Annotated in this window: 24 protein-coding genes; 16 read left to right on the top strand and 8 right to left on the bottom strand. The window is 68.7% G+C overall.

Annotated features, from left to right (window positions below; all coding sequences use genetic code 11):
- Positions 1-23: 23 nt before the first annotated feature.
- Positions 24-293 carry a hypothetical protein gene (locus ASF57_RS15680; RefSeq protein ID WP_056484950.1) on the bottom strand — a complete coding sequence of 90 codons (270 nt, stop codon included), beginning with the start codon at positions 291-293 and terminating at the stop codon, positions 24-26.
- A gap of 169 nt (positions 294-462) precedes the next feature.
- The gene (locus tag ASF57_RS15675; RefSeq protein WP_056484948.1) at positions 463-1,119 is read right to left on the bottom strand and encodes a glutathione S-transferase family protein; all 657 of its coding nucleotides are present in this window, start codon (positions 1,117-1,119) and stop codon (positions 463-465) included.
- A gap of 375 nt (positions 1,120-1,494) precedes the next feature.
- Here ASF57_RS15675 and phaZ point away from each other — a divergent pair, with 375 nt between their 5' ends.
- Both phaZ and ASF57_RS15665 read left to right on the top strand, forming a co-directional pair.
- Positions 1,495-2,709: a polyhydroxyalkanoate depolymerase gene (phaZ, locus tag ASF57_RS15670; RefSeq protein ID WP_056484946.1), complete on the top strand. Its 1,215-nt coding sequence runs from the start codon at positions 1,495-1,497 to the stop codon at positions 2,707-2,709.
- Between the two features lie 278 nt (positions 2,710-2,987).
- Entirely contained in the window at positions 2,988-4,016 is a 1,029-nt protein-coding gene (locus tag ASF57_RS15665) for a hypothetical protein (RefSeq protein ID WP_156376172.1), read from the top strand.
- 75 nt (positions 4,017-4,091) lie between these two features.
- On the opposite strand, the gene ASF57_RS15660 is transcribed toward ASF57_RS15665, so the two are convergent.
- From ASF57_RS15660 to ASF57_RS15650, 3 genes are all read right to left on the bottom strand, one after another.
- Positions 4,092-5,858, bottom strand: coding sequence for an ABC transporter ATP-binding protein (locus tag ASF57_RS15660; RefSeq protein ID WP_056181951.1), 1,767 nt, complete (start codon positions 5,856-5,858; stop codon positions 4,092-4,094).
- Positions 5,859-6,166: 308 nt separating this feature from the next.
- The gene (locus tag ASF57_RS15655) at positions 6,167-7,519 is read right to left on the bottom strand and encodes an MFS transporter (RefSeq protein WP_056484942.1); all 1,353 of its coding nucleotides are present in this window, start codon (positions 7,517-7,519) and stop codon (positions 6,167-6,169) included.
- The gene (locus ASF57_RS15650; RefSeq protein ID WP_348528130.1) at positions 7,516-8,319 is read right to left on the bottom strand and encodes a PRC-barrel domain-containing protein; all 804 of its coding nucleotides are present in this window, start codon (positions 8,317-8,319) and stop codon (positions 7,516-7,518) included. Before ASF57_RS15650 ends, ASF57_RS15655 begins: the two co-directional genes overlap by 4 nt.
- A gap of 564 nt (positions 8,320-8,883) precedes the next feature.
- On the opposite strand from ASF57_RS15650, the gene ASF57_RS15645 reads away from it, so the two are divergent.
- The 3 genes from ASF57_RS15645 to ASF57_RS15635 all read left to right on the top strand — a co-directional run bounded on the left by ASF57_RS15645 (position 8,884) and on the right by ASF57_RS15635 (position 12,893).
- Complete coding sequence (locus ASF57_RS15645) at positions 8,884-9,261, top strand: hypothetical protein (RefSeq protein WP_056484938.1); 378 nt, start codon at positions 8,884-8,886, stop codon at positions 9,259-9,261.
- Between the two features lie 232 nt (positions 9,262-9,493).
- Positions 9,494-11,746: an FUSC family protein gene (locus ASF57_RS15640; RefSeq protein WP_056484936.1), complete on the top strand. Its 2,253-nt coding sequence runs from the start codon at positions 9,494-9,496 to the stop codon at positions 11,744-11,746.
- Positions 11,747-12,218: 472 nt separating this feature from the next.
- A complete protein-coding gene (locus tag ASF57_RS15635) occupies positions 12,219-12,893 on the top strand; it encodes a response regulator transcription factor (RefSeq protein WP_056484934.1) in 675 nt (224 codons plus the stop codon).
- 127 nt (positions 12,894-13,020) lie between these two features.
- Here the strand turns inward: ASF57_RS15635 and ASF57_RS27285 are convergent, their stop codons facing one another.
- Entirely contained in the window at positions 13,021-14,790 is a 1,770-nt protein-coding gene (locus tag ASF57_RS27285) for a flagellin (RefSeq protein WP_056484931.1), read from the bottom strand.
- A gap of 328 nt (positions 14,791-15,118) precedes the next feature.
- On the bottom strand, positions 15,119-15,412 hold the full coding sequence (locus tag ASF57_RS15625; protein WP_056181477.1) for a PilZ domain-containing protein: 294 nt from the start codon (positions 15,410-15,412) through the stop codon (positions 15,119-15,121).
- Positions 15,413-15,550: 138 nt separating this feature from the next.
- Between ASF57_RS15625 and ASF57_RS15620 the strand changes: the two genes are divergently transcribed.
- From ASF57_RS15620 to ASF57_RS15570, 11 genes are all read left to right on the top strand, one after another.
- Positions 15,551-16,105, top strand: a complete 555-nt coding sequence (locus ASF57_RS15620) for a hypothetical protein (protein ID WP_056484929.1) — start codon at positions 15,551-15,553, stop codon at positions 16,103-16,105.
- A 154-nt stretch (positions 16,106-16,259) separates the two neighbouring features.
- On the top strand, positions 16,260-17,036 hold the full coding sequence (locus ASF57_RS15615) for a DUF1217 domain-containing protein (protein ID WP_056181469.1): 777 nt from the start codon (positions 16,260-16,262) through the stop codon (positions 17,034-17,036).
- 6 nt (positions 17,037-17,042) lie between these two features.
- Positions 17,043-17,768: a flagellar basal-body rod protein FlgF gene (gene flgF, locus ASF57_RS15610; protein WP_056181467.1), complete on the top strand. Its 726-nt coding sequence runs from the start codon at positions 17,043-17,045 to the stop codon at positions 17,766-17,768.
- Positions 17,769-17,772: 4 nt separating this feature from the next.
- Positions 17,773-19,098, top strand: coding sequence for a flagellar protein export ATPase FliI (fliI, locus tag ASF57_RS15605; RefSeq protein WP_056484927.1), 1,326 nt, complete (start codon positions 17,773-17,775; stop codon positions 19,096-19,098).
- Positions 19,099-19,236: 138 nt separating this feature from the next.
- Complete coding sequence (locus tag ASF57_RS15600) at positions 19,237-20,511, top strand: flagellar hook protein FlgE (RefSeq protein WP_056484925.1); 1,275 nt, start codon at positions 19,237-19,239, stop codon at positions 20,509-20,511.
- Between the two features lie 108 nt (positions 20,512-20,619).
- Positions 20,620-22,494, top strand: a complete 1,875-nt coding sequence (gene flgK, locus ASF57_RS25850; protein ID WP_056484923.1) for a flagellar hook-associated protein FlgK — start codon at positions 20,620-20,622, stop codon at positions 22,492-22,494.
- Positions 22,495-22,499: 5 nt separating this feature from the next.
- Entirely contained in the window at positions 22,500-23,549 is a 1,050-nt protein-coding gene (locus tag ASF57_RS15590) for a flagellar hook-associated family protein (protein WP_056484921.1), read from the top strand.
- A 131-nt stretch (positions 23,550-23,680) separates the two neighbouring features.
- Positions 23,681-24,028, top strand: a complete 348-nt coding sequence (gene flaF / locus ASF57_RS15585; RefSeq protein WP_056484917.1) for a flagellar biosynthesis regulator FlaF — start codon at positions 23,681-23,683, stop codon at positions 24,026-24,028.
- Positions 24,029-24,036: 8 nt separating this feature from the next.
- Complete coding sequence (gene flbT, locus ASF57_RS15580) at positions 24,037-24,486, top strand: flagellar biosynthesis repressor FlbT (RefSeq protein WP_056484915.1); 450 nt, start codon at positions 24,037-24,039, stop codon at positions 24,484-24,486.
- Positions 24,487-24,514: 28 nt separating this feature from the next.
- The gene (gene flgD / locus ASF57_RS15575) at positions 24,515-24,934 is read left to right on the top strand and encodes a flagellar hook assembly protein FlgD (RefSeq protein WP_056181446.1); all 420 of its coding nucleotides are present in this window, start codon (positions 24,515-24,517) and stop codon (positions 24,932-24,934) included.
- Between the two features lie 59 nt (positions 24,935-24,993).
- Positions 24,994-25,260 (top strand): flagellar biosynthetic protein FliQ, encoded by a 267-nt coding sequence (locus tag ASF57_RS15570; RefSeq protein ID WP_056181443.1) that lies wholly within the window; start codon positions 24,994-24,996, stop codon positions 25,258-25,260.
- Here ASF57_RS15570 and ASF57_RS15565 read toward each other — a convergent pair.
- Positions 25,257-26,015 (bottom strand): 5-oxoprolinase subunit PxpA, encoded by a 759-nt coding sequence (locus ASF57_RS15565; RefSeq protein WP_056181440.1) that lies wholly within the window; start codon positions 26,013-26,015, stop codon positions 25,257-25,259. The genes ASF57_RS15570 and ASF57_RS15565 overlap by 4 nt on opposite strands.
- Between the last annotated feature and the right edge of the window lie 2 nt (positions 26,016-26,017).

Below are 26,017 nucleotides of genomic sequence, written 5' to 3'. Positions count from 1 at the left end.
GATCATGCCAAGTCGTCAGGCAATCAGCAGCGCGGGCCGCCGGAGGTCTGGCCGTATTGCTGGACCGGGAAGTTCTGCTGGTTGGCGTTGCCTTCGGCGGCCGAGCTCTCGGCGCAGCGGCCGGTCGCCGGGACATCGTAGGAGCGGATGGAGCCCGTCGTGATGTCGTCGTAGCGCGACGCGGGCACCTCGCCATAGGCCGGGGCGGCGCGGTCGAACGCGAAGCTTCCGGTCGCCGGAGCCGCGATGGCAAGAACCGAAGCGACAACGAGGGCGGAAAGACGGGTTTTCATCTGGCTAGATCACTCCTACATGAGACGAAGACTTTAGTTGTTTTCGTCTCGACTGCGATGAGAGTGATATAGGGATCGTCTTGGCAGGTTGGCGTGTCGCTTCGCACGTGGCGTCCGGCGGAGGCCGCACGGTCCATCTCGGCGCGCGAGCGGGTTCGTGCAGGCGCCCTCAGAACTCCATGTCGAGTTCCTCGATCTCGTCGGGCTCGCGCGCCGCCGCCTCGGCCCATTCCTCCATCAGGGGCCAAGCGAGGATGGTGTCGCGATAGGCGGCGGTCCGGCCCGAGAGGGGGACGTCGTAAGTGCGGAAGCGCGTGCAGACGGGGGCGAACATCGCGTCGGCGAGGCTGGGGGTCGCCCCGAACAGGAACGGGCCCTCGTAGCGGTCGAGGCACTCGTCCACGATGGTGATGACGCGCTCGATATCGCCCCGGGCGCCATTGAAGATCCTGAAGTTGGGATGGCGGCCCTTCAGGTTCATCGGAAGCGCCGAGCGCAGGTTGATGAAGCCGCCATGCATCTCGCCCGAGATCGAGCGGCAATGGGCCCGCGCCACGTCGTTCCTTGGCAGGAACCCGGCCTCGGGCCGGATCTCGTTGAGATACTGCGCGATCGCGAGGGTATCCCAGACGATGATTTCGCCATGGACGAGGCGGGGAACCAGGAAGGAGGGCGACAGGTGCAGAAGCTCGGCGCGGGTCGAGGCGTCGTTTCCGGAAAGCAACTCCGTCTCGAAGTCGATCCCGGCCATCCGGCAGACCAGCCAGCCGCGCAGCGACCACGACGAATAATTCCGGCTCGAAATGGTCAGCGTGGCCGCAGGCATCGTCGTGTCCCCCCTGATGTTTCCTCGCCGACACGTGATCCAAGACTCGTGCCGCCGCGATCCACCGACAGGCACGATGGTTCCGGTCGTGCCGCGGTGTCGCTGGCCGTCAGCGGAGCCTTTTCCCAACGTGTAGGTTGTCCTTTCACAGTCACGGCCGGCGGCGACCTCATGTTCACCTGTTATTCCGAAGCGACGCGCGACACTTCTCCGGTGATGCATACGCACAACAACCGCAGGATATCACACGTTAAGGCCGTTGCGTCCGGGGCCGGGGTGCCGCAGCCTAGCGCCCCATCGTCGGCGGCTCTGCCGCCGCGCCCGCTTGCCGCGGACGTTCTGCGATTCGACCGTTCGCGTAGGAGTTCGGGCTGCATGCTGTATCGTGCCTTTGATGCCCAGTCGGATCTGGCTGAGCAGACGCGCGCCTGGGGACGTCTCGTCCACGACGCCGTCTCGCCCTGGACCGCCGCCGGCTACAAGGAGCCGCTGACCTGGTGGTCGGCCGGTGCCCGGATGATGATGCGGGCCGGCCTCACCTTCGCGCGACCCGCCTACGGGATCGACAGCGTGACAGTAGGCAACCGCGAGGTGCCGGTGACCGAAGAGGTCGCGTTCGCCACCCCGTTCGGAACCCTGTTGCGCTTCAAGAAGGACGTGGAAACCGAGCAGCCGCGCGTGCTCGTGGTGGCGCCCCTGTCCGGGCATTTCGCGACGCTGCTGCGCGGGACGGTCCGCACCCTGCTGCCCGATCACGACGTCTACATCACCGACTGGCACAACGCCCGCGACGTGCCGCTCTCCGCCGGTGCCTTCGGGTTCGACGATTACGTCGACCATCTGGTGCAGTTCCTCGGCGCGATCGGTGAGGGGGCCCACCTCGTCGCCGTGTGCCAGCCGGCGGTGCAGGCGCTGGCCGCCGCTGCGGTGATGGCCCACACGAAGAACGTGGCGCAGCCGCGCAGCATGACGCTGATGGCCGGCCCAGTCGATTGTCGGATCTCGCCGACCTCGGTGAACCACCTTGCGACCTCGAAGCCGATCGCGTGGTTCGAGAAGAACCTCATCGCCACGGTTCCCGATCGTCACAAGGGCGCCGGACGGCGGGTCTATCCCGGCTTCATGCAGGTCTCGGCCTTCGTGTCCATGAACGCCAAGCGCCACATGCAGGGGCACGCGGACCTGTTCTGGCACCTCGCCAAGGGGGAAACCGAAAAAGCGCGCCAGATCGAGGGCTTCTACGACGAGTATTTCGCCGTGCTCGATCTCGCGGCCGAGTTCTACATCGAGACGGTCAAGACCGTGTTCCAGGATTACACCCTGGCCAAGAACGAGCTGACCTATCGGGGCAATCCGATCGACATGGGCGCAATCCGCAGAACCGCGCTGATGACGGTCGAGGGCGAGCGCGACGACATCTGCGCAGTAGGCCAGACCATGGCGGCGCACGACCTGTGCACCAGCCTGCCGCACCACATGAAGAGCCACCATCTCCAGGCCGGCGTCGGGCATTACGGTGTCTTCTCGGGCCGCAAGTGGGAGAGCCAGACCTACCCGCTGGTGCGCAACTTCATCCAGTCGCACAACTAACTGAGCCCAAGGCATCCCGGATCGCGCCGGGATCTGTCCGGTAGACGTGCTGGCTCGCGGTCTCCGTCATGCGCGCCGGACCGCGGCCGTAGCGCGCGGGATGAGCCGATCGACCGACCTGTCCCGGGGCGTTTCATCGATTCTTCTCCGTGATCGGAGGTTAGTGCCGGCGTATCGCCCGAACACAATGTATCGGAAGACGATGACAAGTTTTATCCCTTATCAGCGGAGTTCTGGTCGTCGCATCGGTGGGACCGGTTTCCGGATGAGACGCGCCCATGCTGACTCGAATGTTGACGTTTGCTCTGCTGGCCTCGTTCACCCTGCCGGCAGAGGCCAAGACTTACGCGCTTCCTGCCAAAAGCCCGGCCATAACGCTGACGATTCCTGATAATTGGAACGTCACTGCAGGGCAAAACGAGATCAATTCTGTCGCCTCGGACGGCTACTTGATCTTCAACGTGGCTTATGGCGACCGATCGGATCTTGAAAACCTGATCAAGGAAACCAGGGCCTACCTGAAGAAGGGCAAGGTCGACCTGAGCGTCAAGCCGGTTGCGGTCACCCTGGATGTCGGCGGCACCCCGGCCCAGGTCCAGCGCTACACCACCACCGCCGGTTCCGAGAAAACCATCGTGGATTTCGTCACCGTCGATGCGAGCCGCGACCGCGTCGTGCTGATCACCATCTGGGGCACGAAGGACGAGCGGACGGCGAATGAGGCCACTCTGTCGGCGGTCATGAACAGCATCAAGCTCCCGGCCGATTCCGGTTCAGCCCCGTCGAGCTTCTGGTCGGGCGGCGCCGCGCCGATGGCCGAGGCCCCGAGGATGGTCGACCATTCAACGAATACTGCGAGTGAGGTTTTGTGCGTCGCGCCGAAGGCCCCGACACCCCTGCGCGTGCCCCGGAACCTGTTCGTCACCGAGACTGCGCCGGGCTTCGGATCGTACACCTCTCGGACCTCGAACACGTTCCGGAAGGACGAGCGGATCTTCACCTATCTCGAGGCCACCGGCGCGACGTTGGTACCCGTCGAGGGGGACAAGCGGCGCTTCGGCTACATCGTCGACGTCGATGTCCGGAACCCGGAGGGCGATATCCTCTGGGGCAAGAAGGGCGCCATCGACAAGGATCTGGTGGTCGACGCGCCTGACCTCCTGAACGGCCAACCGAAGTTCTTCATCAACTACGATCTGGCGATCTCGGGTCTTCCGCCGGGCGCCTACATCCTCGGCTTCAGCGCCCGAGACAAGCGTTCCGACCGTTCCGTGTCCACCGAGCAGAGTTTCGTCGTGGCACCTTAAGCCGGCCGAACGGGGAAGCCGGCGGTGGGCGATCCCGTTCAGGCAAGAGCGAGCACTTGGCGGCTCGCCGGAGGGTCAGGCGGCGGCCAGCGCCATGGACATCGATTCCTTCTTCATCAGCTCGCGGTAGAACCCGTCGAGATGAGTCAGCTTGTCCGGCGAGCCGTCCTGGATGATGCGGCCACCCTCGAGCACCACGATCCGGTCGAAGTCCTTCAGGGTCGAGAGCCGGTGCGCGATGGCGATCACGGTGCGGCCGTGCATCAGGTTGGCGAGGGCGTGGCGGATCGCTTCCTCGGACTCGGCGTCGAGGGCCGAAGTCGCCTCGTCGAGGAGCAGGATCGGCGAGTCCTTGAGGATGGCGCGCGCGATGGCGATGCGCTGGCGCTGGCCGCCGGAGAGCTTCACGCCGCGGTCGCCCACGATGGTGTCGAACCCTTCGGGCAGGGCCTCGATGAAGTCGGTGCAATGGGCCGCGGCAGCGGCCTTCCACACATCCTCGTCGGAGGCGTCAGGCCGGCCGTAGCGGATGTTCTCGCGCAGGGTCCGGTGGAACATCGACACGTCCTGCGGCACCACCGTGATGGCCTCGCGCAAGGATTCCTGGGTCACCCGCTGAATGTCCTGGCCGTTGATCAGGATGCGGCCGCCCTGCGCGTCGTAGAAGCGCTGCAGGAGGGAGAACAGGGTCGACTTGCCGCCGCCGGACTTGCCCACCAGGCCGACCCGCTGACCGGGTTGGATGATGAGGTCGAAGTCGGTGAAGACGCCGCGGCCGTCCGGATACGAGAAGGCGACGTGGTCGAACGTGATCTCGGCCCCATGGGTGCCGGAGAGCGGCTCCGCCTCCGGATGGTCGATCAGGTCGTGCGGCTGCAGTAGGGTGTGAAGCGCCTCCGACAGGCGCGCGGTGTGCTGGGTCGCGTCGACCAGGGCCACCGCGAGATCGCGGGTGGCGGCCAGGATGCGGATGCCCAGGGTGCAGACGAGGACGACCTGACCGTTGGTGGCCTGGCCGGCTTCCCACATGTTGATGGCCCAGTAGAGCAGGCCCAGCACCGCCAGCACCGTGAGGATCGCGTGCACGATCCGCAGCTTCTCCAGGTAGAGCAGCGAGGAGCGGCGCGAACGCATCTCCTGCCCGATGGTGCCGTCGAAGCGGGTGTATTCGCGCTTGAAGGCCGAGAAGGCCCGCACCAGAGGCATGTTGCCGACGAGATCGACCATCTCGCCGTCGACCGAGGCTGCCTTCGCGGCGAAGTCGTGGTGGAGCGGCTTGCCGGCTGCCGCCATCTTGAACATCAGCACCACCACGGCGGCGAAGATGCCGGCGAGCACCAGGGCCATCGTGAGGTTGACGGTGCCGATGTAGAGGATCGAGCCGAAGGCCGCGACGCACGGCGGCATCACGTTGAACACGAACATGTTCTCGACCGTGAAGATCGCGTTCGAGGTCGCGGTGATGCGCGAGGCCAGCGTCCCGGGCTGGCGATCGGCGAAGAAGGACGGCGAGTGCCCGGTCATGTGCCGGAAGAGGTCGCGGCGGATGTCGCCCGTCACGCCCACGAAGGTGAACGAGCCGACGAGGCTGGCCACGCGCCACAGCATGTTGTCGGCGGCGATGAAGGCGATAAGGACGCCCAGCGCGCCCCAGATCAGGCCGGAGGAGGGGCCTTTGCTCAGCGCGTCGACCACGCCCTTCAGCGCATAATCCGTGCTCACCGAGAAACCCACGGCGCCGAGGACGGCGCACAGGATCACGATATGCGGCAGGGCGCGTCGGCGCAGATAGCGACCGACGAAGGCGAAGGGCCGATCGGCATAAACGCAGAGGTCTTCCATCAGGGTGACCATCCCGGTGTCGAAGGTTCACCCGGCAGTGGCGTGAACCTGTTTCTATGAAGGCGTCCTTACGGACCCTGGTTTCCCGCGCATGTCGCACACGGGATCTTGAGTCCCCCTGGGTCGCAACGCAAAGCGAACCCAAGCGTTGCGGTGTCGGGCGTAGGTTCGCGCGTTATAGCGCGCGAACCTGAATGTTGCTTGAGCGGCAAGCGAAGTCCCGATCAAGCAAATTCCCATGCGCGGATTTTCTGGCAAGCGAATTCGATGCCGTCCGCTTCGAGGAACGCGGCTTTCGGGCGTTTCCCTTAGGGTTCGGGCGCGTGTCTGGTCTCCGGCATGATCAGGGCGACGAGCGCGAAAGCGGCAAATCCCACGATCGCCAGCCCCAGAAAGGCCGTATGGCTGCCGAGCCGGTCCGCCATGATGCCGGCCAGTGAGGTCGACAAGGCCGCTCCGATCCCCATCGCCGTCCCGACCGCCCCGAGGGCGAGGTTGAAGTGTCCGGTCTTCCGGGTCGCGTCCGAGACCACCAGCGGGACCATCACGCCGAACACGGCGGCCGAGACGCCGTCGAAGACCTGGATCGCCACCAGCAGTTCGGGACTGTCGACGTAGGCGAAGAGCAGGCCTCGGATCGGCAGCGCTGCGAAGCCGATGAGCAGCAGGGGGCGACGGCCCCAGCGCTCTGCCGCGCGCCCGACGGCCGGGGCCGACAGGGCGAGAACCACCTGGGGCACGACGATGCAGGCCGCGATCAGCGCGGTGGCGGTCTCGCTGGCCCGCAGGGTCAGCATGCTGCCTACCAGCGGCAGCATCGCCGCGTTGGCCAGGAAGAACAGGGTCATGCAGGCGCCGAAGCACAGCAGAGCGCGGTTGGTAAGCAGGGCGCGCAGGCCCGCGTCGCGCCGGGGCGCCGGGGTGCTCTCGGTCGCCCTCGTGCGCGGCGGCGGCTCGATCTCGTCGGCGCGAATCCGCGAGAGCGCGATCAGGGTCGGCACCATCAGGGCGGCGGTCAGATAGAAGACCGCGTCATTCGAGAAATAGTAGCCGCAGGCGCCCATGCCGGCGGCCGCCACCGCATTGCCGAGGGCCGAGAAGCTGGCATTCCGCCCCAGCCGCTCGCCCGCGCGGGCATGGCCGACAAGGCCGATGCTGATGGCCGCGATGGCCGGGGTGAGGATGCAGCTTGCGGCCGAATGGGCCGCCATCGCCAGCAGCACCACGAGGAAGTTCGGCCACATGGCGAGCGCGAAAGCGCTCAGCGCGATGGCGACCACCGAGAAGCCGGCGGCGAAACGGCGGGAGCGCACGGCGTCGACGAAGGCCCCGCCCGGCACCTGGCCGAGGAGGCTGACAAGGCTGCCGACCGTGAGGGCGAAGCCGATATCCGACTGGGTCCATTTCGCCTGGGTGAAGTACACCGCCAGGAACGGTCCGAAGCCGGTCTGCAGGTTCGCTACGAAGAACGCGAACCCGTCGAGGCCACGCGTGCTCGTGCGCGAGATCACCTTCATGTCGGCCGGGGCCTCCGCTGCCGTCGACGTCGGACCGTCGTCCGTAAGGGCGTCGCGACGGGGGAGGGGGCGCGGCCGGAAGTCCGGACGCGACACCTCACGCGGCTTGAGCGCCCGGCGATCCTTCGGAAGCGGTACCGTCATCGATCCGGTGACTTCTCGGCCGGCTTATCCGGCGCCTTCTCGGGCGCGGGGGTCGGGACAGGTACGGGCACTGGCGCCACGACGGGTGGCGAAGCCGCTGGCGCCGCGACAGGTGCCGCAGCAGCGGGCGGCGTGGGCGGACCCTGAACGGCGTTGGCTGCGGGTTCACCCTCCGGCGGGGTGGCGGGGCTGGCCGGGCCGAGCACGACGATCGGCTCGCCGGGCTTGTATTCGGGCGAGACGCGCACCTGGTTGCGGCTCAGTTGAAGCACCGGCCGGCTGGCCTTGCCGTCGGCGGTAAAGCGCATCGCGCGCCAGTCCACCGCGATCTTGCGGGAGCCGACCCCGAGGAAGCCACCGAAATCGATGATCGCCGCGCGGGGACGTCCATCCTTGTCGAGGATGATGTCGATGATCCGGCCCATATCCTCGCCGGTGGAACTGCGCACGGCTTTGCCGAGAATGCCCTCGTAATCCTGGGTATCGAGCACGGTCGCGGGTGTGCCGGTGACCGGCGGAGTCGGTCCCGTCGTGGCCGCGGGGGGCGACGCGGGCGTTGGTACGACGGCGGGTGGTGCCGCGACGGGGGGCGACGCGGGCGGGGGAGAGGAGGCGGGCGGCGCTGCGGCCGGCGGTGGTGCCGGCGTGATGGGCGCTGCTGATCCGGTCGTGCCGGTCGTCCCGTCGCCGGAATTCGACACGGGCTCCTTGACCGGCGGTGGCGCCGGGGTTTCGGCGGCCGCGGAGGCGGCCAACAGGGTGATCGTCGCGGTGGCGATCATCCGGACAGTTCTGAACACGCGCGTTCCCCGGTTTGTGCGTCTCGCCGGCCTGACACAATGGCAGCTTGAGCGGCGGGTTCCGCCCGATGGCGGCTCCGGTCTCATTGCGCGTGGACCAAGGCGAAGTTGTGGATGGACGTTTGGCATGGATGGGTGGGCGGGAGCGGCCCTCGATCGCTCGTCGCCAACCGGGATTGGCTGCGGGCAGTCGGGAGGGTAGGGCGCAAGAACCGGACCGGTCCGTGGCGACCCCATTCCCGCAAGCGCACTCTCGCACCGGGGGAAGCGTGGCCGCAATGCCCCGGGCGACATCCCGCCCGCCCGTGTCTTTCAAGTTGGCCTCCCGCAGGTTCTCGTCTCAGAAATTCTCGTTTCAGAAATTCGCACCTCTCACATTCGCGTCGCGCAGGATTCGCGTCTTGCAAAATTCGCGTCTTGCAAGATCAGCCCGCGGGCACGAGCGGTTGTCCCGACGTCACCCGGCGGCGCCGTCTGGTTTTCGACAAGACCGCGTCGTAGAGAGGCCATCAGATCAAGTGGGTGGCCCGAGGTGGTCGCCGGTGTTTCGAGGACCTGCAGCCGATGTCCCTTCCGTCCAAAGCCTGCGCCGTCGCGCTCGTTGCCGCTGCGCTCGCCGGGTGCCAAGCCCTCGGCGGAGGCGGCGGGGTGATGCCCGAGACGGAGGTCGGGCCGCCCCCCTCCATGCGCGGCGCCGTGCCCGGTCCTCAGCGTGGCCGCGCCGCCCAGATCGATCCGGACGACGCCGTGCCCCAGACCTCGCCGACGCGCCGCCTCAACATCCCGAACGCCTCCGGCGCCCAGACCCGTTCGGCGGCGAACGAGGAGCGTCGCGTCCGCCGGGAGGACATCGAAGGCGAGACCAACAGCCGGTCGAGTTCGGGTGGCCTCGCGCCGCAACTGAGCCAGGGCGGCGGCGTCGGCCTCGGCGGCAAGTTCTGACCGGGCGACCCGTCCGCCAGAAGGGGCTCGCCGGCGCCGCCCGTGACGGACGGGGGCTGCCGGTGTCCCCGAGATGCAGGGCTCCCGTGTCGGGTCGGGCGGTTCCACCGGGCCGCGTGCGGCGCTAGATCGTCGGGACGGTGGAGGTCGCGTCCACCGGGAGCCTTCCCGCGTGTCCCCGAATTCCACCTCCCCTGCCGATCCCGCCACCGCTGCCGGACCACGCCGGCGGATGCGGGCGGTCGCGTTCCTGCGGGGACGCGGAACGCTGACCAATCCGGGGCTCGACCTCACGCGCCTGCCCATCGGCCTCGATCCCCGCGGCCTGAGCCTTCTCGACGGGATCCGGGCGGCCCTGGCCTTCGGCCTCGTCATCCTGCTGCACGAGTGGGTGGCGTGGCCGCCGCTGTTGACCGTGGCACTCGCCGCCAACCTCGCCTGCTTCGCCGATGCGGGCGGTCCGATGCGCTCCCGCCTCCTCGTGCTCACGCTGTTCTCGCTGCTCGGTGGAGTGATCTGGGGGCTGTTCGGCCTGATGCAGCCGTTGGGGCCGGGGCCGGTGGTGCCGCTCGCCGGCATCGTCATCTTTGCCTGCACCTATGCGCGGGTCTGGGGCGTGCAGGCGCAGTCCGCCGGCAACGTCCTGGTCCTGGTGCTGTGCTTCGCCCTCGATCGGCCTCTCAGCCCGGACCAAGCCCTGGTGGCGGGACTCGTCTTCAGCGCCGGCGGCCTGTGGGCGACGCTCCTGGCGCTCCTCCTGTGGCGGCTCCATCCCTACCGCCCGACCCACCGCGCCGTGGCCGAGGTCTGGCGCCGCCTGACCCGCCTCTGCGACGACCTGGAGGACCTTGCCTCCCCGGCCAGGCCCGAGACGCCCGGCACGAGGGCGATGCCGCAGGACGGCCATCGCCAGACGTCCGACATCAAGACTTCCGATATTCAAACTTCCGACCCCCACGCCTTGGACCCCCACGCCTCGGACCTCCAGATCTCCGATCCCCAGATCATCGATCACCAGGCTTTCGACCGGCATGCGCGCGCCCATCGCCGGGGCGTACGCGAGGCCATCGAGCAGGCCCGCACGGTGATTGTCGATCTTGCCCGCAGCCGAGAGCGAATTTCGGATCGGACGGCCCAGGCCCTGATCCGCCTCGAAGCCGCCGAGCAGATCTTCGCGGCCCTGATCGCCGTGTCCGACCTCATCGAGAGCGAGCCCGATCCGCGCCGGCGGCGCATGGTGCGCCGGTTCCTGCGCCGCCTGCGCCCCCTTCTGGGCGTCATCGCCCGCGCCATCCGCGACGACAGCGTGGTCGATCTCGCCCGCCTGGAGCGCGCGATGGATCGCAGTACGCGGCGCCTCGCGCATGATGGCAGCCTGCACGAACTGGCCACGCGCATCCTCGATCGCGTCCGGATCGGAGCCAAGCTCTCGACGCCGGACGGCTATCGCCCCGGCGGCGCCCTGCTGGGCCGTGCCAGCCTGCCCCTCGGGACCCGCTTGCGCGAGCCCCTCGCCACCAACTTCACGCTGGCCTCGGCCAACCTGCGGCACGCCGTGCGGGCCACCGTGGTGGCGGCGCCGGCCCTGTGGGCCACGCTGGTCTGGTCGGGACCGTTCGCGCACTGGCTCACCATCACGGTGGTGCTGACCATGCAGCCCTTCTACGCCGCAACCTGGCAGCGGGCGCTGGAGCGCATCGGCGGCACCGTGCTCGGCGGCCTGATCGGCGCCGCCCTCGCGGGTATCGCCACCACGCCGCTGGCGCTCGCCGCCCTGGTATTTCCCTTGAGCATCGTCGGCTTTGCCGCGCGCCAAGTGAGCTACGGCGTGTTCATCGCCTGCCTGACGCCCCTGGTGGTGCTCCTCGTCGAAGTGATCGAGCCGGGGCACGGCTCGTGGGAGGTGGTCGGCATGCGCGCCCTGCTCACCCTGCTCGGCGGTGCCATAGCGGTGGCGAGCGCCCTGGTGCTGTGGCCGATCTGGGAACCCGATCAGGTCCGCCTCGAATTGCGAAAGGCGGTTCGGGCCCACGCCGCCTTCGCCCGCGCGGTACTCTGCGCAGGCCCGGAGGCGGAAGCGTCCGGCCTGCGCGCCCAGGCCTCCCGTGGCGCGGGCCTCGCCCTCAACGATCTGGAGGCGGCCCTGGCGCGCGCCCTGCAACAGCCCCGGGCGGGACGCCACCCGCAGGTGGAATCCGCCATGGTCGCCGACGCCACCCTGCGGCGGATCTCGGCTCGCCTGACCGCCCTGCGCTATGCCGTCGAAACGGCGGAGCCCGAAGCCCTGGCCGCCTGGAGCGGCTGGGTCACCGTCACCCTGTCAAGCCTCGGTGGAGACGGGGCGATGCCACCGATGCCGACGGCTCCGCGCAGCGATGGACTGAGCCGACTCGTCGCCCAGGTCGAACTCCTGGCCGAAACCCTGAACCCCTCTACTAGGCGGGGGGCCGAGACCCCAACTCCGCAGATCCTACCGGGACGTTGACGCGGCGCTCGCTCGATCCCGGGAAGTTGTCGGGTCGGCCGTGGCGACCCGGACCCGAGCCGTACCCGGAACCGCATGTCGGCACCGACTGAGCCGGGCTCGGCCTCTGTGGCTCGGCCTCATCGGCGCTGCGATTCGCAGCCGGACCTCCGGCCGTGCGGATCCCTGATAGGACTGTCACCGATCGGGCACACTCGACGCGCCCGAGAGCGATACTGGGTCCGCCGTACCGGTAAAAATGAACCGGGATCACAGGACGCCGGCACACTTAATGCAAAATTAACCATTTCCTTAAAGAAACATTGTTAACGCAAAACGGCGGGCGGCAGCGAATAGATCCCACTAGAGGATCTGCTGCGAAAGTATCATCAAGCAAAACCAGGATGCTGAGAGCGGACAACGAAGTCGCTCCGCATCCAAGGTGATCGTCCGCCGGATTTGCCCAACAATTCGTTTTCGGCGGGGCGCTGAAATGTATATCGTTGTGGATGAGAGACAGGCTGTGGCCGCCGAGTACGTGGCGGGTTTCGGTGCGCAGGCGGTTCCGGCCCGTAGCAGCAACGCCGACGAATTTCTCGTCTGGCTCGCGGGCAATCCGACCGACAGCCTGAAGGGGATCGTGCTCGGCGAATGCTCCGATCGGGCCAGCCGGACCGCCGCGATCCGCAGCCTCTCCCAGGCGCCCATCATCGCCCTCAACGAGACCCGCTCCCTGGAGCAGACCCTCGATCTTTTCACCGCCGGCATCGACGACGTCGTGCGCCGCCCGGTCCATGTCCGCGAAATCCTAGCCCGGGTCGAGGCGATCCGCCGGCGCGGCATCCGGGGCGAGATCCAGGCCCCCCCCGCCCAGGACCGCAGCGGCCGCCTCAAGGTGTTCGCCGACGGACGTGATCCTGAGATCGACGGCGCCAGCCTGATCCTGCCGCGCCGCGAGCGCCACATCCTGGAATATTTCGCCGGCCATCGCGGCCGCCAACTCAGCCGGACGCAGATTTTCAACGCCGTCTATGCCGACCACGGCAGCGACGTCGAGGAGAGCGTGGTCGAGGGCCACATCAGCAAGCTGCGCAAGAAGCTGCGGATGCGCCTCGGCTACGATCCGATCGAGGCCAAGCGGCTCGCCGGGTACACCTTCGTCGGCTGATCCGGACGGCCGGTCCGAGGCCGACGCCGGAGACGCCGTTCTGAAACCAGAAAGGCCACGCCCCCTCGCGGAGGCGTGGCCTTTCTACGTGAGGCGCCCCCGGTCCATCCGGGGGCGCGGTCGGGTTTTAGCGGAAGAGCGAGAGGATGCCCTGGCTGGAGGAGTTGGCGATGCTGAGGGACTGCACCGCCAGCTGCTGCTGGGTCTGCAGGGCCTTGAGCTTGGTCGACTCTTCCTCGATGTCGGCATCGACCAGGATGCCGATGGTGCGGTCGTTGGCCTTCATCAGGGTGTCGACGAAGGTCTTCTGGCCGTCGATCTGGGTCTTGTTGGCGCCGAGCTTGGTGCCCGAATCCGTGACCTTGGCGATGGCCTTGTCGATCTGCGTGATGATCGCGCTGAGGGCGGTATCGCCCGAGGTGCCGACCATCTGCGAGATGTCGACGTTGGCGACCGACACGCTGGTGGCGTTGTCGATCGAGTCGAGGATGCCGCGCGCCACCGTGGTGCCGGCATCGGTGCCGTAGCCGACCCGCACAAGGGAGGCCGAGACCAGATCCGTACCCGTGGTCGTGCCCGCGGTGAGGCCGAAGCCTGCCACATCGGCGCCGCCCAACGTGATGGTATTGGCGGTGCCGGCGCTGTTGAGGCTTCCCTTTTCGGGGGTCGCGACCGTGAACTTGGTCGCGGCGAACGTCACAGTGGCCTTGCTGCCCTGATCGGCCAGTTGCTTGTTGATCATCGCGGCAACGTCGGCGCCGTTGACGGCGGTGTTGGCGCCCGAGGTCGCCGCAGCGCCGAGAGCGGTGAAGCTCGCGGCGTTCAGGGTAACGGTCTTGGCCCCGTAGCCGTCATTGATGGTGAGCACCTTCGTGTTCGTGCCGCTCAGGTCGAAAGCGGTGTAGGCGCCGCCGGTCACGCTGGGAGCCGCGAGGTCCGTCGCGGCCGCGAGACCGTAGCCGACGTCCACCAGAGCCTTGCCGCCGGTGACGGTGCCGGCCTCGATGGTCATCTTCGTGGCACCGCCGGTCGCGGTCGAGGTGAAGGTCAGGCGGCCCTGCGTATCGAGGTCAGCCTTGACCTTGCCGGCGAGATTAGCCGAAGCGGCGATCTGGTTATTGAGCGCGCTGAGGAATTCCTCCGTGGTGACTTTCGTCAGGTCCGCCGCTGCCGAAGCGAGGGTCTCCTTGTTGAGCTTGATCGTATCGTTCACGCCGCCGATGGTGATCTTGATCGCAGACTCGGCGGTGCCGCTGAAGTCGGCGGTCCCGCCCCGCACGAAGGCCGCGGTACCGGTCAGCGAGTTCGCCGCGGACACGACGGCCTTCGTCGCCGTGGTGGTCACGCTGGTGCTGTTGGCGTCGAACAGCTTGATGTTGTTGACGTCGACGTTGACCTTCGAGAAGTTGATCGCGCCGCTCGGATCGCGCGAGAAGCCCGCGACGACGTTCTGGATCGGCTGATAGGCGGTGTTCGAGGTGGCCGAGTTGACCGAGAGCCAGTTCTGGCCGCTCGAGTTCGACGAGTCGGCCGTGGCCTTCATCTTGTTCTGGATCGCGGTGATCTCGGTCTGGACCTTGGAGCGGTCGACGCCGGGCTGCAGCGCGGTCTGCAGCTTGGCGCGCATGTTCTGCAGGTCGGTGATGATGCTGTTGAGGCCGTTATAGGCGGTGTCGACGGCCGACGAGCCGAGGCCGAGCGAGTCCTTCACGGCGGAGAGCGAGGCGTTGTCGGTGCGCACCGTGGTGGCGATCGACCAGTAGGCGGCGTTGTCGGAGGCGTTCGAGACCCGCTGGCCGGTCGAGACCCGGTTGCTCGTCATATCGAGCTGGGTGTTGATGCTCTTGAGGGTCGTCAGCGCCGTCATTGCGGCGTTGTTGGTCAGCAGGCTGGTCATTGCGAGGATGTCCGGTTGACAGGAATTGCAAGGAATTCGTGTGTGTGGCCGCGCAGCAGGCCGCAAGGGCGGAAAGGCTTCATCGAGTAAAGCCAGGCTGCTGCTGTCTACATCCCGGATTCTCACCGGAGCGGTGGGGCGACATCATGTCTATAGGTCCACGAAACCTATCCACCGCGTTCGCATCGAGGAAGCTTTGTTCCCTCTTGGGACAGTCGCTTGCCGATAAAGCGAATATGCCCGCTCCGGATTAGCAGGAGCTTAAGGCGACCGGTCCCGGCCTGTGCCCGGATGCGCCGGGCCGGTATGCCTGGGGACAACCCGGCGCCTAACCCTCGGCCAGGAAAGTCACGCCGGCGAAATCCGCCCGCTGCCAGCGCAACTGGACGGTGACGGTGCGCAGCGCGTCGCCCGCGATCACCAGGTCGAACCGCTCGGGCAGGGAGGTCGGGCGCGGCAGGCGCAGACAGGCACCGGTCGGCGACAGGTCGCGGATGATGCAGGCCAGGAGTCGCTCCGGCCCCAGGACGATGCGCCCCTGCTGCAAAACGCGGTGGCGCTTCGGCGATGGCCCACGCGCGGGCCGGTCCCCGCGAGAGACCGCCTCCTGCCAATCCGCCATCGAGGGTCCGCTCCCTTTCTCAAGTGTCGTCGGGCATAGCCTCAGGCATCCGGTCTGTCGATGTCGGGGCATTAACCGGATCGTAACTATGATTTGAGAGTGTTTTGTCTCAATCGCCGGTCTTCTCATGCGGTGGTCATGACTGCGTCACTCACACGTCGTTCGGCATCCCCGCTTCCCCAGCGTCCGGGCTATCGTCGCCCGTCCGCCGGAGCGGAGATCCGGCGCCGGTCCCGCGCCGCCGCGATCGAGCGGGCCGCGGTCGCGGTCTGCCTTGGGCTGGCCGTCGTCTCGGGAAGCTTCGCGGCCTATGCCATCACCGGCGCCTCGAACATCTACTCGGTGCAGCCGTTCCTCCCGGCGGGCGGTGGCGGTTTCCTCTTCAAGCGGGGCGCCGCCCCGGTGCGCGAGGCCGCCCTCGACCTCGATCCGACCACCACGGGTGCGTTGCCCGATCCCGTCCCGCTGCCCTCGGCACCGGAGCGGGCGGAATCATCGCCGAGCGCGCGCGGCGGATACATCCTGCGCCGGGTCGCCGACGGCGCAGCGCTGGTGGAGGGTCCCGAGGGCCTGCGCCAGGTGGTGCCCGGGGCGGTCCTGCCGGGCGCCGGCCGCATTCTGTCCATCCGCGCCACCGGCGCCGGCTGGGTCGTGATCACCTCGGAGACGATCATCGGGCCGACACCGCTGTGAGGCTCCGCCGATCCGGATTTCGTCGCCGCGTCGTGGAGGCACCAGCCTGCCGCAAGGAACCCGGTCCAGAGCGATCCGGCCCACAGCGGGGAGAGTCCGCCCGGATCTCCCTCGGCCCAGACACCGCCGGCCCCACCAGCGATCGCGCCCCGTCATGACCAGCACCTTCACCAGCTATTCGCTGCTCGCGCGTGACCTCGACGCGACCCTGGCGCGCAAGGCCAAGCAGCCCGACGTCGCCCGGGAGACGGCCTACTACAAGGCCAAGATCGCCGACGTGAAATCCATCGACGACTTTCTCGGCGACCGGCGCCTCTATGCCTACGCGATGAAGGCCTACGGCCTCGAAGACATGACCTACGCGAAGGCCTTCATGCGCAAGGTCCTGACCGAGGGCGTCACCGATCGCACGGCCTTCGCCAATCGCCTCGCCGACGACCGCTACGTCGCCTTCGCCAAGGCTTTCGACTTCAAGACCTACGGCGCCTTCACGACGACGCTCGCCGCCGCGACCACGGACACCACCGCCGCCTATCTGCGCCAGAGCCTCGAAACCGACGCGGGCAGCGAGGACGCCGGCGTCCGCCTCGCGCTCTACTTCGCCCGCATCGCCCCGACGGTGTCTTCGGGCTACGGCGTGCTCGGCGATCCGGCCCTGTCGCAGGTGGTCAAGACGGTGCTGGGCCTACCGGACGCATCGTCGTCCGAAGCCATCGCCCGGCAGGCCGCGATCATTGAGAAGCGGGTCGACCTCACCAGCTTCAAGGACCCGGTCACGCTGCAGCGCTTCGTGCAGCGCTTCACCGCGATCTGGGATGCGCAGAACAACGCCACCTCGGCCCCGATCCTCAATCTGTTCGCCGATTCGAGCGCGCAAGGCCTCGACGCGAGCCTGCTCCTCAGCCTGCAACGCATCCGCCTCGGGAGCTGACGCGCCATGCAGAACGCACTCTACGTGGCGCTCTCGGCCCAGGTCGCCCTGGACAAGCGCCTGAACGCCGTCGCCAACAACGTCGCCAACCTCTCCACCAGCGGCTACCGGGCGGAGGACACCAAGTTCACCGCCCTCCTGGCCCAGGCGAGCAAGGGCGCGGTGGCCTTCGCGTCGTCGGGCGACACCTATATCTCCCAGCGCGCCGGGCCGACGATCAAGACAGACAGTCCCCTCGACGTCGCGGTGCAGGGCGAGGCCTGGTTCGCGGTGCGCGGCGCCAACGGCCCCGTCTACACCCGCGACGGCCGCATGACGATGGACCCGCTGGGCCAGCTGCGCAGCCTCACTGGGCAGCCGATGCTCGATCCGGGCGGTGCCCCGATCCTGCTCGACCCCCAGGCCGGCCCGCCCACGATCGGGCGCGACGGCAGCGTGTCCCAGGGCATCAATCAGGTCGGCGCCCTCGGGCTCTTCACCCTCGACCCGAAGGGCACGCTCACCCGCGCCGAGCCGAACGGCGTAACCTCCAACCTGCCGGCCCGTCCGGTCCAGGATTTCACCCGGATCGGCATGGTGCAGGGCTACGTCGAGGGCGCCAACGTCAACCCGGTCCTGGAGATGACGAAGCTGATCACCATCCAGCGCGCCTTCGAGAGCGCCGCGAACCTGTCGAGCGAGACCGAGACCACCTTTTCGGGGGCGATCCGCTCCTTGAGCCCGCAGGGCTGAGCCGATGACCGATGTCCTCGACCGCCTCGGCGCGGCCCTGGCGACGGGCCGCGAGGCCCTGCCGCTCGTGCGCGTCGGCGGCCCGATCCAGGAGGTCACCGCCAGCGCCGCCCGCATCGCCGGCGTCGCGCCGTTCATGACCCTCGGCGACCGCATGGGCTTCCTGGCCAACGGACGCGAACAGATCGGCGAGGTCGTGCGCGTCGATGCGGCCGGGGTCACCGTGAAGCCGTTCGACAGCCGGATCGAGGCCGGGATCGGCACCTTGGCCTATCGCCTCGGCGACCCGACCCTGCGGCCCGATCCGGGCTGGAAGGGGCGTGTGATCGACGCCCTCGGGCGCCCCATCGACGGGCTCGGCGATCTCGTGCCGGGCGCCCGCGCCGTGCCGCTGGAGGCCGCCCCGCCACCCGCCATGGAACGGGCGCGGGTCACGACACCCCTGCGCACCGGCGTCCGCGCCATCGACCTGTTCACCCCCCTCTGCCTCGGCCAGCGCATCGGCATCTTCGCGGGCTCCGGCGTCGGCAAATCGACCCTGCTGGCGATGCTGGCCGGCGCCACGGGCTTCGACAGCGTCGTCGTCGCCCTGGTGGGCGAACGCGGTCGCGAGGTGCGGGAGTTCCTGGAGGGCGCGATGGCACCGAACCGGGCCCGGGCCGTCATCGTGGTCTCCACCGGCGACGAGAGCCCGATGATGCGGCGTCAGGCGCCCAAGATGGCCATGGCCATCGCAGAATCCTTCCGTGATGCCGGCGAATCCGTCCTGCTCATCGTCGATTCGGTCACCCGCTACGCCCATGCGGCCCGCGACGTGGCGCTGGCGGCCGGCGAGCCGGCGGTGGCGCGCGGCTATCCGCCGAGCGTGTTCTCCGACCTGCCGCGCCTCCTGGAGCGCGCCGGTCCCGGCCTCGACGGTGCCGGCAGCATCACCGGCGTATTCTCGGTCCTGGTCGACGGCGACGACCACAACGATCCGGTCGCCGATTCCATCCGCGGCACCCTCGACGGTCACGTGGTGCTGGACCGGGCCATCGCCGAGCAGGGCCGCTACCCGGCGATGCATCTCCTCGGCTCGATTTCGCGCCTTGCATCCGAGGTCTGGACGCCCGAGCAGCGCGAACTGGTGCGCCGCCTCAAGGCGATGATGGCGCGGTTCGAAGAGACCCGCGACCTGCGCCTGATGGGTGGCTACCGCGCCGGCGAGGATGCCGAGCTCGACCAGGCCATCCTCCTGGTCCCCCGCATCTACGAAGCGTTGCGCCAGGAGCCCGGCATGGCGGCGAGCCAGGACGCGTTCCTGGAACTCGCCCAGTCCCTGCGGACGTGAGGCGGATCATGATTTCCGGTCCGAATTCAACCCCGCGCGCGCCCGGTGCCGCAGGGTCCAGCCCCGCGCAAGCCTGTCTTCCTTTAGTGCCCGCCAGCCGTCGCGCCGTGCCGCGATCCCCATCCTTGAGGTGACGTCATGAGTCTCATCAGCGTTTTGCGCACCGGCGTCTCCGGCATGAACGCCCAGTCGAACCGCATTTCCACGGTCGCCGAGAACGTCCAGAATTCGAGCACCACCGGCTACAAGCGCTCGGCCGCCGAATTCTCGTCCCTGCTGATCGAGGGCGCCTCGACGGCGAACTACACATCCGGCGCGGTCGAGACCACGATCCGCCGCTCGATCGGCGCCGAAGGCCCGATCGCCTTCACGAGTTCGAAGACCGACCTCGCCATCGGGGGCAAGGGTTTCTTCGTGGTCCAGGACGAGAGCCAGTCGCCCTACCTGACCCGGGCCGGCAACTTCGTGGTCGACGGTCCGAGCGGCAACCTCGTCAATTCGGGTGGCTTCACCCTGCTGGGCTATCCCATCGTCGAGGGCAAGGAACTGAGCCCGGCCCTCAACAGCACTGATGGCCTGGTCCCGGTCAACATGGCGAGCCTCGGCCTGCGGGCGGCGCCCTCCGACGGGGCCGCCATCACCGGCAATCTCTCGGCCGATACGCCGGACAAGAGCGGCGTCGTGTCGAAGGACAACTATTCCAAGAAGACGTCGCTCGTCACCTACGACAACCTCGGCAAGAGCGTGACCCTCGACGTTTACCTCAAGAAGTCGCCTGTGAGCGCGGCGGTTGCCGCTGACCCGACCGCCGTGCCGCCGGTCGCCGCTGCGCCGGCAGTTCCCGCCGACACCTGGACTGCCGTCGTCTACGGGCCGGACAACCTCCCCCTCGCCCCGCCGGCCGCCTTCACCTTTGGACCCAACGGCAAGCTGAGCAGCCCTGTCGAGCTCGATGTCCCGGTCCCGGGCGGCAAGACCGTCACCCTCGACCTGAGCAGCACGACGCAGCTCGCCGGAGCCTACGACCTCAAGGGTACCGCCAACGGCCGGGCGCCCTCGGCCGTGACCGGGACCGAGTTCGGCTCGGACGGCGTCGTCTACGCGACCTATGCCGACGGCACCCGGGTCGGGGCCTTCAAGATCCCGCTCGCCGATGTGAAGAGCCCCGACAACCTGAACCCCCGCGCCGGCAACGTCTTCCAGACCACCCTCGAATCTGGCGACATCCAGATCGGCTTCGCCGGTCTCGGCGGCCTCGGCACCGTCAAGGCGAGCGCACTGGAGCAATCCAACGTCGACGTCAGCACCGAGCTGACCACGATGATCGAGTCGCAGACGGTCTACACCGCCAATTCCAAGGTGTTCATGACCGGCAACGAGCTGCTCGAGACCCTGATGAACCTCAAGCGCTGACGGAATTCCGCGCCGCGCCGGCGCGGTTGCTCACGTCTCCACCGCCGCGCCCCTCCGGTGCGGCGGCCGATACCCTCCACTACCCGCCCGCTTGCCAGGAAACACCCGATGGGCCTCGCCCTTGCCCTCAATTCAGCTCGAACCTCGCTGGTCGCGACCTCGACGCAGATCGCGGTCGCCGCGCGCAACACCGCGGGGGCGAGCGACCCGTTCTACACCCGCAAGATCGCCAATCTGGTGGCGGCCGGCGGGGGCAGCGCAGTCTCCATCCAGCGCGCCACCGATTCCGCCCTGTTCGATCGCAAGCTCGCCGGAACCTCTTCGGTCGCGGCGAGCGAGGCGGTCCTCGACGGTTTGACCACCCTGCAGAGTTCCGTCGGCGACACCGACGACGGTCTCTCGCCCGCCGCGCGCCTCGGCGCGCTCAACGCGGCACTTCAGGCCGCCGCCAACAAGCCGGACGATGCGGCGCTCGCCCGCAACGCGGTCGACCGGGCGCGCGATCTCGCCACGAGCCTCAACACCGGTTCCGCTGCCGTCCAGACCGTGCAGGGGCAGGCCGATGCGGGGATGGCCGACTCGGTCTCGCGCATCAACGATCTGCTGACCCAGTTCGAGGCGGCCAACCGCATCGTCACCCGGGGGACGGCCAACGGGACCGACGTCACCGACGCCCTCGACGACCGTGACCGCATCCTGGCCGGCCTGTCGCAGGAGATCGGGATCTCCACCGTCGTGCGGGCGGGCAACGACGTCGCGATCTACACCGACAGCGGCGTTCCCCTGTTCGAGCGCAGTGCACGCCGCGTCTCGTTCGTGCCCACCGCTCCCTTCTCGGCCGGCTCCACGGGCTCCCCCGTCATGGTCGACGGCGTGCCGGTGACGGGCGCCAATTCGCCGATGCCGTTGCGTTCGGGCCGCCTCGCCGGGCTCGCCGAACTGCGTGATGGCGTCGCCACCCGCTACCAGACCCAGCTCGACGGCATAGCCGACGCACTGGTCGACGCCTTCGCCGAGACCGGGACCTTCGCGGTCGGACAGTCGACTGGTCAGGTCAGCGGCACCAGCGCGCTCGCCGACACGGGCGCGTTCCGGCCCGGTGCGGCGCCGGGACTTGCCGGTACGGCCGATTTCAGCGGCGCCAACGAGGTCGCGTTCGCGCTCCGCCTCGCCGATGGCTCCGCGGCGAACATCGTGATCAACAAGGCCTCGATCGGCTCCGCCGCCGCGGACCCGGCCCGCGTGACCCCGGCCGAATTTCTCGCCGCGATCAACGGCCAGATCGCGGCCGACAGCGCGAACACGCCGCTCGCCGGCAAGGTCAGCGCCTCCCTCGACGGCTTCGGACGCCTGACCTTCATCACCACGGCGACCTCGGGCGCCGCCGCGCAGCTCACCGTCGCGAATATCGACGCGAGCCCTGGCCGGTCACTGGTCGATGTCGGCTTCGGCATCGTCGCGGGTGCGCCGCCGCGGGAAGCGGGCCTGTTCACCGGCGGGGCCGGTCCAGGCCAGCCGGGCGGCGCCGCCAGCATCCGGATCAACGCCGCCGTCGACCCGCAGCAGGGTGGCGACGTCACCCGTCTGCGGGATGGCGGCATCGCCGGCGCGGCGTACCGGTCGAGCCCGGCGCCCGCCACCGATACGGCCTATCCCGACCGCCTGCGCGCCCTGGCCGCCCTCGTCGGGGCCGACCGCACGTTCGATCCGGCCACCGAGCTGAACAGCCGCGCCAGCCTGCAGGACTTCGCCAATGCTTCGGTCGGCTGGCTTGCGAGCCAGCGCCAGGCCGCGACCTCCGAGTCGAACTACGAGTCGACCCTGCTGGCCCGGGCCTCGGATGCCTACTCGAACGCCACCGGCGTCAATGCCGACGACGAGACGGCGATGACCCTCGACCTCGAACGGTCCTACACGGCCTCGGCCAAGCTGCTGACGCTGGTGAACGACCTCCTGAAAACCCTGATGGATGCGGTGCGATAGACCCGATGCGGACCAACGCCCTCTCCACTCTGAGCTTCTGGAACACGCCGCGCATCGGGGTCGCCCGCATGCAGGCCGACATGGCGAAGGCCAACCAGGAAATCGTCACCGGCCGCTTCGCCGATGTCGGCCTCGCCCTCGGCAGCCGGACCGGCCTCGCCGTCGGCCTGCGCCAGACCTCGGCCGAACTCACCGCCCTGCGCGAGGGCAACGACGCCGCGACCCTGCGCCTGGGGACGACCCAGGCCGTTCTGAAGCAGATGCAGGGCGGCGCCGACGCCACCCTGACGGCGCTGATCGGCACGCCCCAGGACCAGCGCGTCGCGGTGCTGAAGGACATGGCGGCCAACCAGCTCGTCTCCCTCACGGCGCTCCTCAACACCGCCGCGGGCGGCCAGTTCGTCTTCGGCGGTACGCGGGCCGGCGAAGCACCGGTGACGGCCTATGCCACCACGCCGGCTTCCCCGGCGAAATCCGCCGTCGATGCCGCCTTCCGGGCGGCGTTCGGCATCGGCCAGGACGACCCGAGCGCCGCCGCGATCACCCCGACCGCCATGGCGAGCTTCCTCGACGGGCCGGTCTTCCGCGACCTGTTCGACGCCGCGGGCTGGAGCGCCACCTGGTCCAAGGCGGGCACCGCGCCCCTGACCAGCCGGATCTCCCTCAGCGAGACCACGCAGACCTCGGTCAGCGCCAATGCGCCGGCTCTGCGCAAGCTCGCGATGGCCTACGTCATGGCCTCCAGTCTCGGCGCTGAGAATCTCTCGGCGGAGGCACGGGGCGTCCTGACCGAGCGGGTCGCGGGGCTCCTCGGCGAGGCCAGCCGGGGGCTCGTCACCCTGCAGGCCGATCTCGGCCGGTCGCAGGGGGCGATCACCGAGGCCAACACCCGCCTCGACGCCCAGAAAACCCTGCTGCAGTCCCAGATCGGGCAGATGGAGGGGGTCGACCAGGCCGAGGCCAAGACCCGGGTCGATCGCCTCTCGACCCAGGTGCAGATCTCCTACGCCCTGACCGCGCAGCTGCGGCAGCTCAACCTCGTCAACTATCTCTGAACGCCTCGACGCTAGGGCGACAGTCCGGCGGGGGGAGCGCCCTCCGCCCGGGTTGTCCCACCCCACACGATGCACCGGCCCGGACCAGCGCCACGGCGCGGCGGGCCGCGGACCCACGGGACAGGATCGACATGTACCAGTTTTCCTATGCCGAGATCATGGAGGAAGCCCCCGCGATCGCCCGCGAGCGGGAGCGCGCCGCCTTCGATCGGGCGATCGACCTCCTGCGCATCGCCGACCGGCCCGACGCGCAGCAGACCGACCGCGCCTCGGCCGCCGGCTTCCTGCAGAGCCTGTGGGGCGTGCTGATCGAGGACTTATCCAGCGAGGATAACGGCCTGGCGCCGGACCTGTGCGCCGATCTCGTCTCGATCGGCCTGTGGAGCATGCACGAGGCCAACGCGGTGATCGCCGCGCCCGAGCGGACCCTGTCGTCGCTGATCGCGGTCAACACCGCGATCCGGGACGGCCTGCGGTGAGCCGGGCCATGCGCCTGTCCCTGCGCGCCGGCGAGCGCGTCTACGTGAACGGTGCAGTGCTGCGCGTCGACCGGAAGGTCTCCCTGGAGCTTCTGAACGACGCCACCTTCCTGCTCGAGACCCACGTGCTCCAGGCCGAGGCCGCCACCACGCCCCTGCGCCAGCTCTACTTCGCGGTCCAGACGATCCTGATGGAGCCGGCCAACGCGGATGACGCCCGCACCCTGTGCCGCAGCCTGCAGGCCGGCATTCTCGCCACCGTCACCGATCCGGATATCGCGGAGGGCGTCGTCGGCGCCGGCCAGCTGGTCGAGACCGGCCGGTTGATCGAGGCGCTGAAGCTGATCCGCGGCCTCTACCCGGCGGAGGCCGCCCTGATGGCGCCAGCGCCGCAGGCGGGCGCGGTCATCCCGGAGCTGACGATCTCGTCCATCGAATCCCCCGTCCATCCGGCCTGATCCGGCCATCACACCAGGAGGCCCGCCGATGAGCGTCGCCAGCGTCACCAGCCCGGCCACATCTCAGACGGCCACCACCGCCGCCGCCGCCAAGTCGGCGACGGGCATCGCCGCCTCGATGAACGCCGACACCTTCCTCACCCTGCTGATGACGCAGCTGAAGAACCAGGACCCGACCAAGCCGATGGATTCCACGGCCTATGTCAGCGAACTGGCCACCTTCTCGCAGGTGGAGCAGGCGACGAAGACCAACACCAAGCTCGATTCGCTGCTTTCCTCCAGCTTCCTGTCGCAGGCCGACCAGATCATCGGCCGCACCATCACCTCCGCCGACGGAAGCGCCAGCGGCGAAGTCCAGTCGGTGAAGATCACCAGCGAGGGCGCGCTCGCCCGCCTCACCAACGGCCAGGACGTGCTGCTCACCGAAGGCATCTCGCTGTCGCGCTGACGGCGTTCGGGTTAGAGACGGCCCGACGTAGCAACTCTCAGGACAAGGCCGCTCACCGGATGAACGAGGTCGACGCCCTCGAACTCGTGCGCGCCGCGATCTGGACCGTGATCGTCGCGGCCGGCCCGGCGATCGGCGCCGCGATGCTGATCGGCATCCTGGTGGCGCTGCTGCAGGCACTGACGCAGATCCAGGAGGTGACGCTCACCTTCGTGCCCAAGATCGTGGTGATCCTGCTGGTGCTTCTCGTCACCAGCTCGTTCATCGGCGCGCAGATCTACACCTTCGCCGAAGCCACCTACGGGCGCATCGTCACGGGGTTCTAGGCGAAGGCCGCGAGCCCGATCCCGGCCTCGTCCAGGCGAGCCCGGACCGCCCGCGCCATCGTCACCGCATGCGGGCTGTCGCCGTGGACGCAGACGGAGTCGATCCGCGTCGGCAGCAGCGTGCCGTCGGCCGTGAGGAGGCCGCCCGCCTGGACCATCGCCAGCACCCTCTCGGCCGCCACGGCCGCCTCCGCGATCAGGGCGCCGGGCCGGTCGCGCGGGATCAGTTGGCCGTCCTCGGTATAGCCGCGGTCGGCGAAGATTTCGGCATGCACCGAGAGGCCCGCCGCCTCGCCGGCCGCGACCTGGGCGGTGCGGGCGATGGCCAGGAGCCCGAGGGCAGGATCGACGGCCCGGACCGCGCGCGCGATGGCGTCGGCCACATCCCGCTCCGCCGCCGCCCGGTTGGCCAGCGCTCCGTGCGCCTTGACGTAGGTCAGGCGATGCCCGGCCAGGGCCGCCAGCGCCTGGGCTGCGCCGATCTGGTAGGCGACCTGCCGCTCGATCTCGGACGCGCTGAACGGCATCGGCCGCCGCCCGAAGCCGGCGAGATCGGGAAAGCCTGGATGTGCGCCCACGGCGACGCCGCGCGCCCGCGCCCCGGCGAAGGTCTCGGCCATGATCCCGGGGTCGCCCGCGTGGAACCCGCAGGCGACATTGGCCGAGGTGACGAGGTCGAGCATGGCCGCGTCGTCGCCGCAGCGATAGGCTCCAAAACCCTCTCCGAGATCGGCGTTCAAATCGATGGTCGGCATCC

This window comes from Methylobacterium sp. Leaf117 (assembly GCF_001422985.1).
Lineage (GTDB): Bacteria > Pseudomonadota > Alphaproteobacteria > Rhizobiales > Beijerinckiaceae > Methylobacterium.
Note: the sequence above shows the minus strand (reverse complement) of the source record. Positions and strands in the feature narration are given on the sequence as shown.

Excerpts from the sequence above, each read along its gene's own strand:
- flgF (WP_056181467.1), top strand. The coding sequence starts at position 17,043 with ATGCAGAACGCACTCTACGTGGCGCTCTCGGCCCAGGTCGCCCTGGAC.
- ASF57_RS15615 (WP_056181469.1), top strand. The coding sequence starts at position 16,260 with ATGACCAGCACCTTCACCAGCTATTCGCTGCTCGCGCGTGACCTCGAC.
- ASF57_RS15660 (WP_056181951.1), bottom strand. The coding sequence starts at position 5,858 with ATGGAAGACCTCTGCGTTTATGCCGATCGGCCCTTCGCCTTCGTCGGT.
- ASF57_RS15665 (WP_156376172.1), top strand. The coding sequence starts at position 2,988 with ATGCTGACTCGAATGTTGACGTTTGCTCTGCTGGCCTCGTTCACCCTG.
- ASF57_RS27285 (WP_056484931.1), bottom strand. The coding sequence starts at position 14,790 with ATGACCAGCCTGCTGACCAACAACGCCGCAATGACGGCGCTGACGACC.
- ASF57_RS15625 (WP_056181477.1), bottom strand. The coding sequence starts at position 15,412 with ATGGCGGATTGGCAGGAGGCGGTCTCTCGCGGGGACCGGCCCGCGCGT.
- ASF57_RS15675 (WP_056484948.1), bottom strand. The coding sequence starts at position 1,119 with ATGCCTGCGGCCACGCTGACCATTTCGAGCCGGAATTATTCGTCGTGG.
- ASF57_RS15565 (WP_056181440.1), bottom strand. The coding sequence starts at position 26,015 with ATGCCGACCATCGATTTGAACGCCGATCTCGGAGAGGGTTTTGGAGCC.
- flbT (WP_056484915.1), top strand. The coding sequence starts at position 24,037 with ATGCGCCTGTCCCTGCGCGCCGGCGAGCGCGTCTACGTGAACGGTGCA.
- ASF57_RS15655 (WP_056484942.1), bottom strand. The coding sequence starts at position 7,519 with ATGACGGTACCGCTTCCGAAGGATCGCCGGGCGCTCAAGCCGCGTGAG.
- ASF57_RS15600 (WP_056484925.1), top strand. The coding sequence starts at position 19,237 with ATGAGTCTCATCAGCGTTTTGCGCACCGGCGTCTCCGGCATGAACGCC.
- ASF57_RS15680 (WP_056484950.1), bottom strand. The coding sequence starts at position 293 with ATGAAAACCCGTCTTTCCGCCCTCGTTGTCGCTTCGGTTCTTGCCATC.
- fliI (WP_056484927.1), top strand. The coding sequence starts at position 17,773 with ATGACCGATGTCCTCGACCGCCTCGGCGCGGCCCTGGCGACGGGCCGC.
- ASF57_RS15590 (WP_056484921.1), top strand. The coding sequence starts at position 22,500 with ATGCGGACCAACGCCCTCTCCACTCTGAGCTTCTGGAACACGCCGCGC.
- phaZ (WP_056484946.1), top strand. The coding sequence starts at position 1,495 with ATGCTGTATCGTGCCTTTGATGCCCAGTCGGATCTGGCTGAGCAGACG.
- ASF57_RS15635 (WP_056484934.1), top strand. The coding sequence starts at position 12,219 with ATGTATATCGTTGTGGATGAGAGACAGGCTGTGGCCGCCGAGTACGTG.
- ASF57_RS15640 (WP_056484936.1), top strand. The coding sequence starts at position 9,494 with ATGCGGGCGGTCGCGTTCCTGCGGGGACGCGGAACGCTGACCAATCCG.
- ASF57_RS15620 (WP_056484929.1), top strand. The coding sequence starts at position 15,551 with ATGACTGCGTCACTCACACGTCGTTCGGCATCCCCGCTTCCCCAGCGT.
- flgD (WP_056181446.1), top strand. The coding sequence starts at position 24,515 with ATGAGCGTCGCCAGCGTCACCAGCCCGGCCACATCTCAGACGGCCACC.
- flgK (WP_056484923.1), top strand. The coding sequence starts at position 20,620 with ATGGGCCTCGCCCTTGCCCTCAATTCAGCTCGAACCTCGCTGGTCGCG.
- ASF57_RS15645 (WP_056484938.1), top strand. The coding sequence starts at position 8,884 with ATGTCCCTTCCGTCCAAAGCCTGCGCCGTCGCGCTCGTTGCCGCTGCG.
- ASF57_RS15570 (WP_056181443.1), top strand. The coding sequence starts at position 24,994 with ATGAACGAGGTCGACGCCCTCGAACTCGTGCGCGCCGCGATCTGGACC.
- flaF (WP_056484917.1), top strand. The coding sequence starts at position 23,681 with ATGTACCAGTTTTCCTATGCCGAGATCATGGAGGAAGCCCCCGCGATC.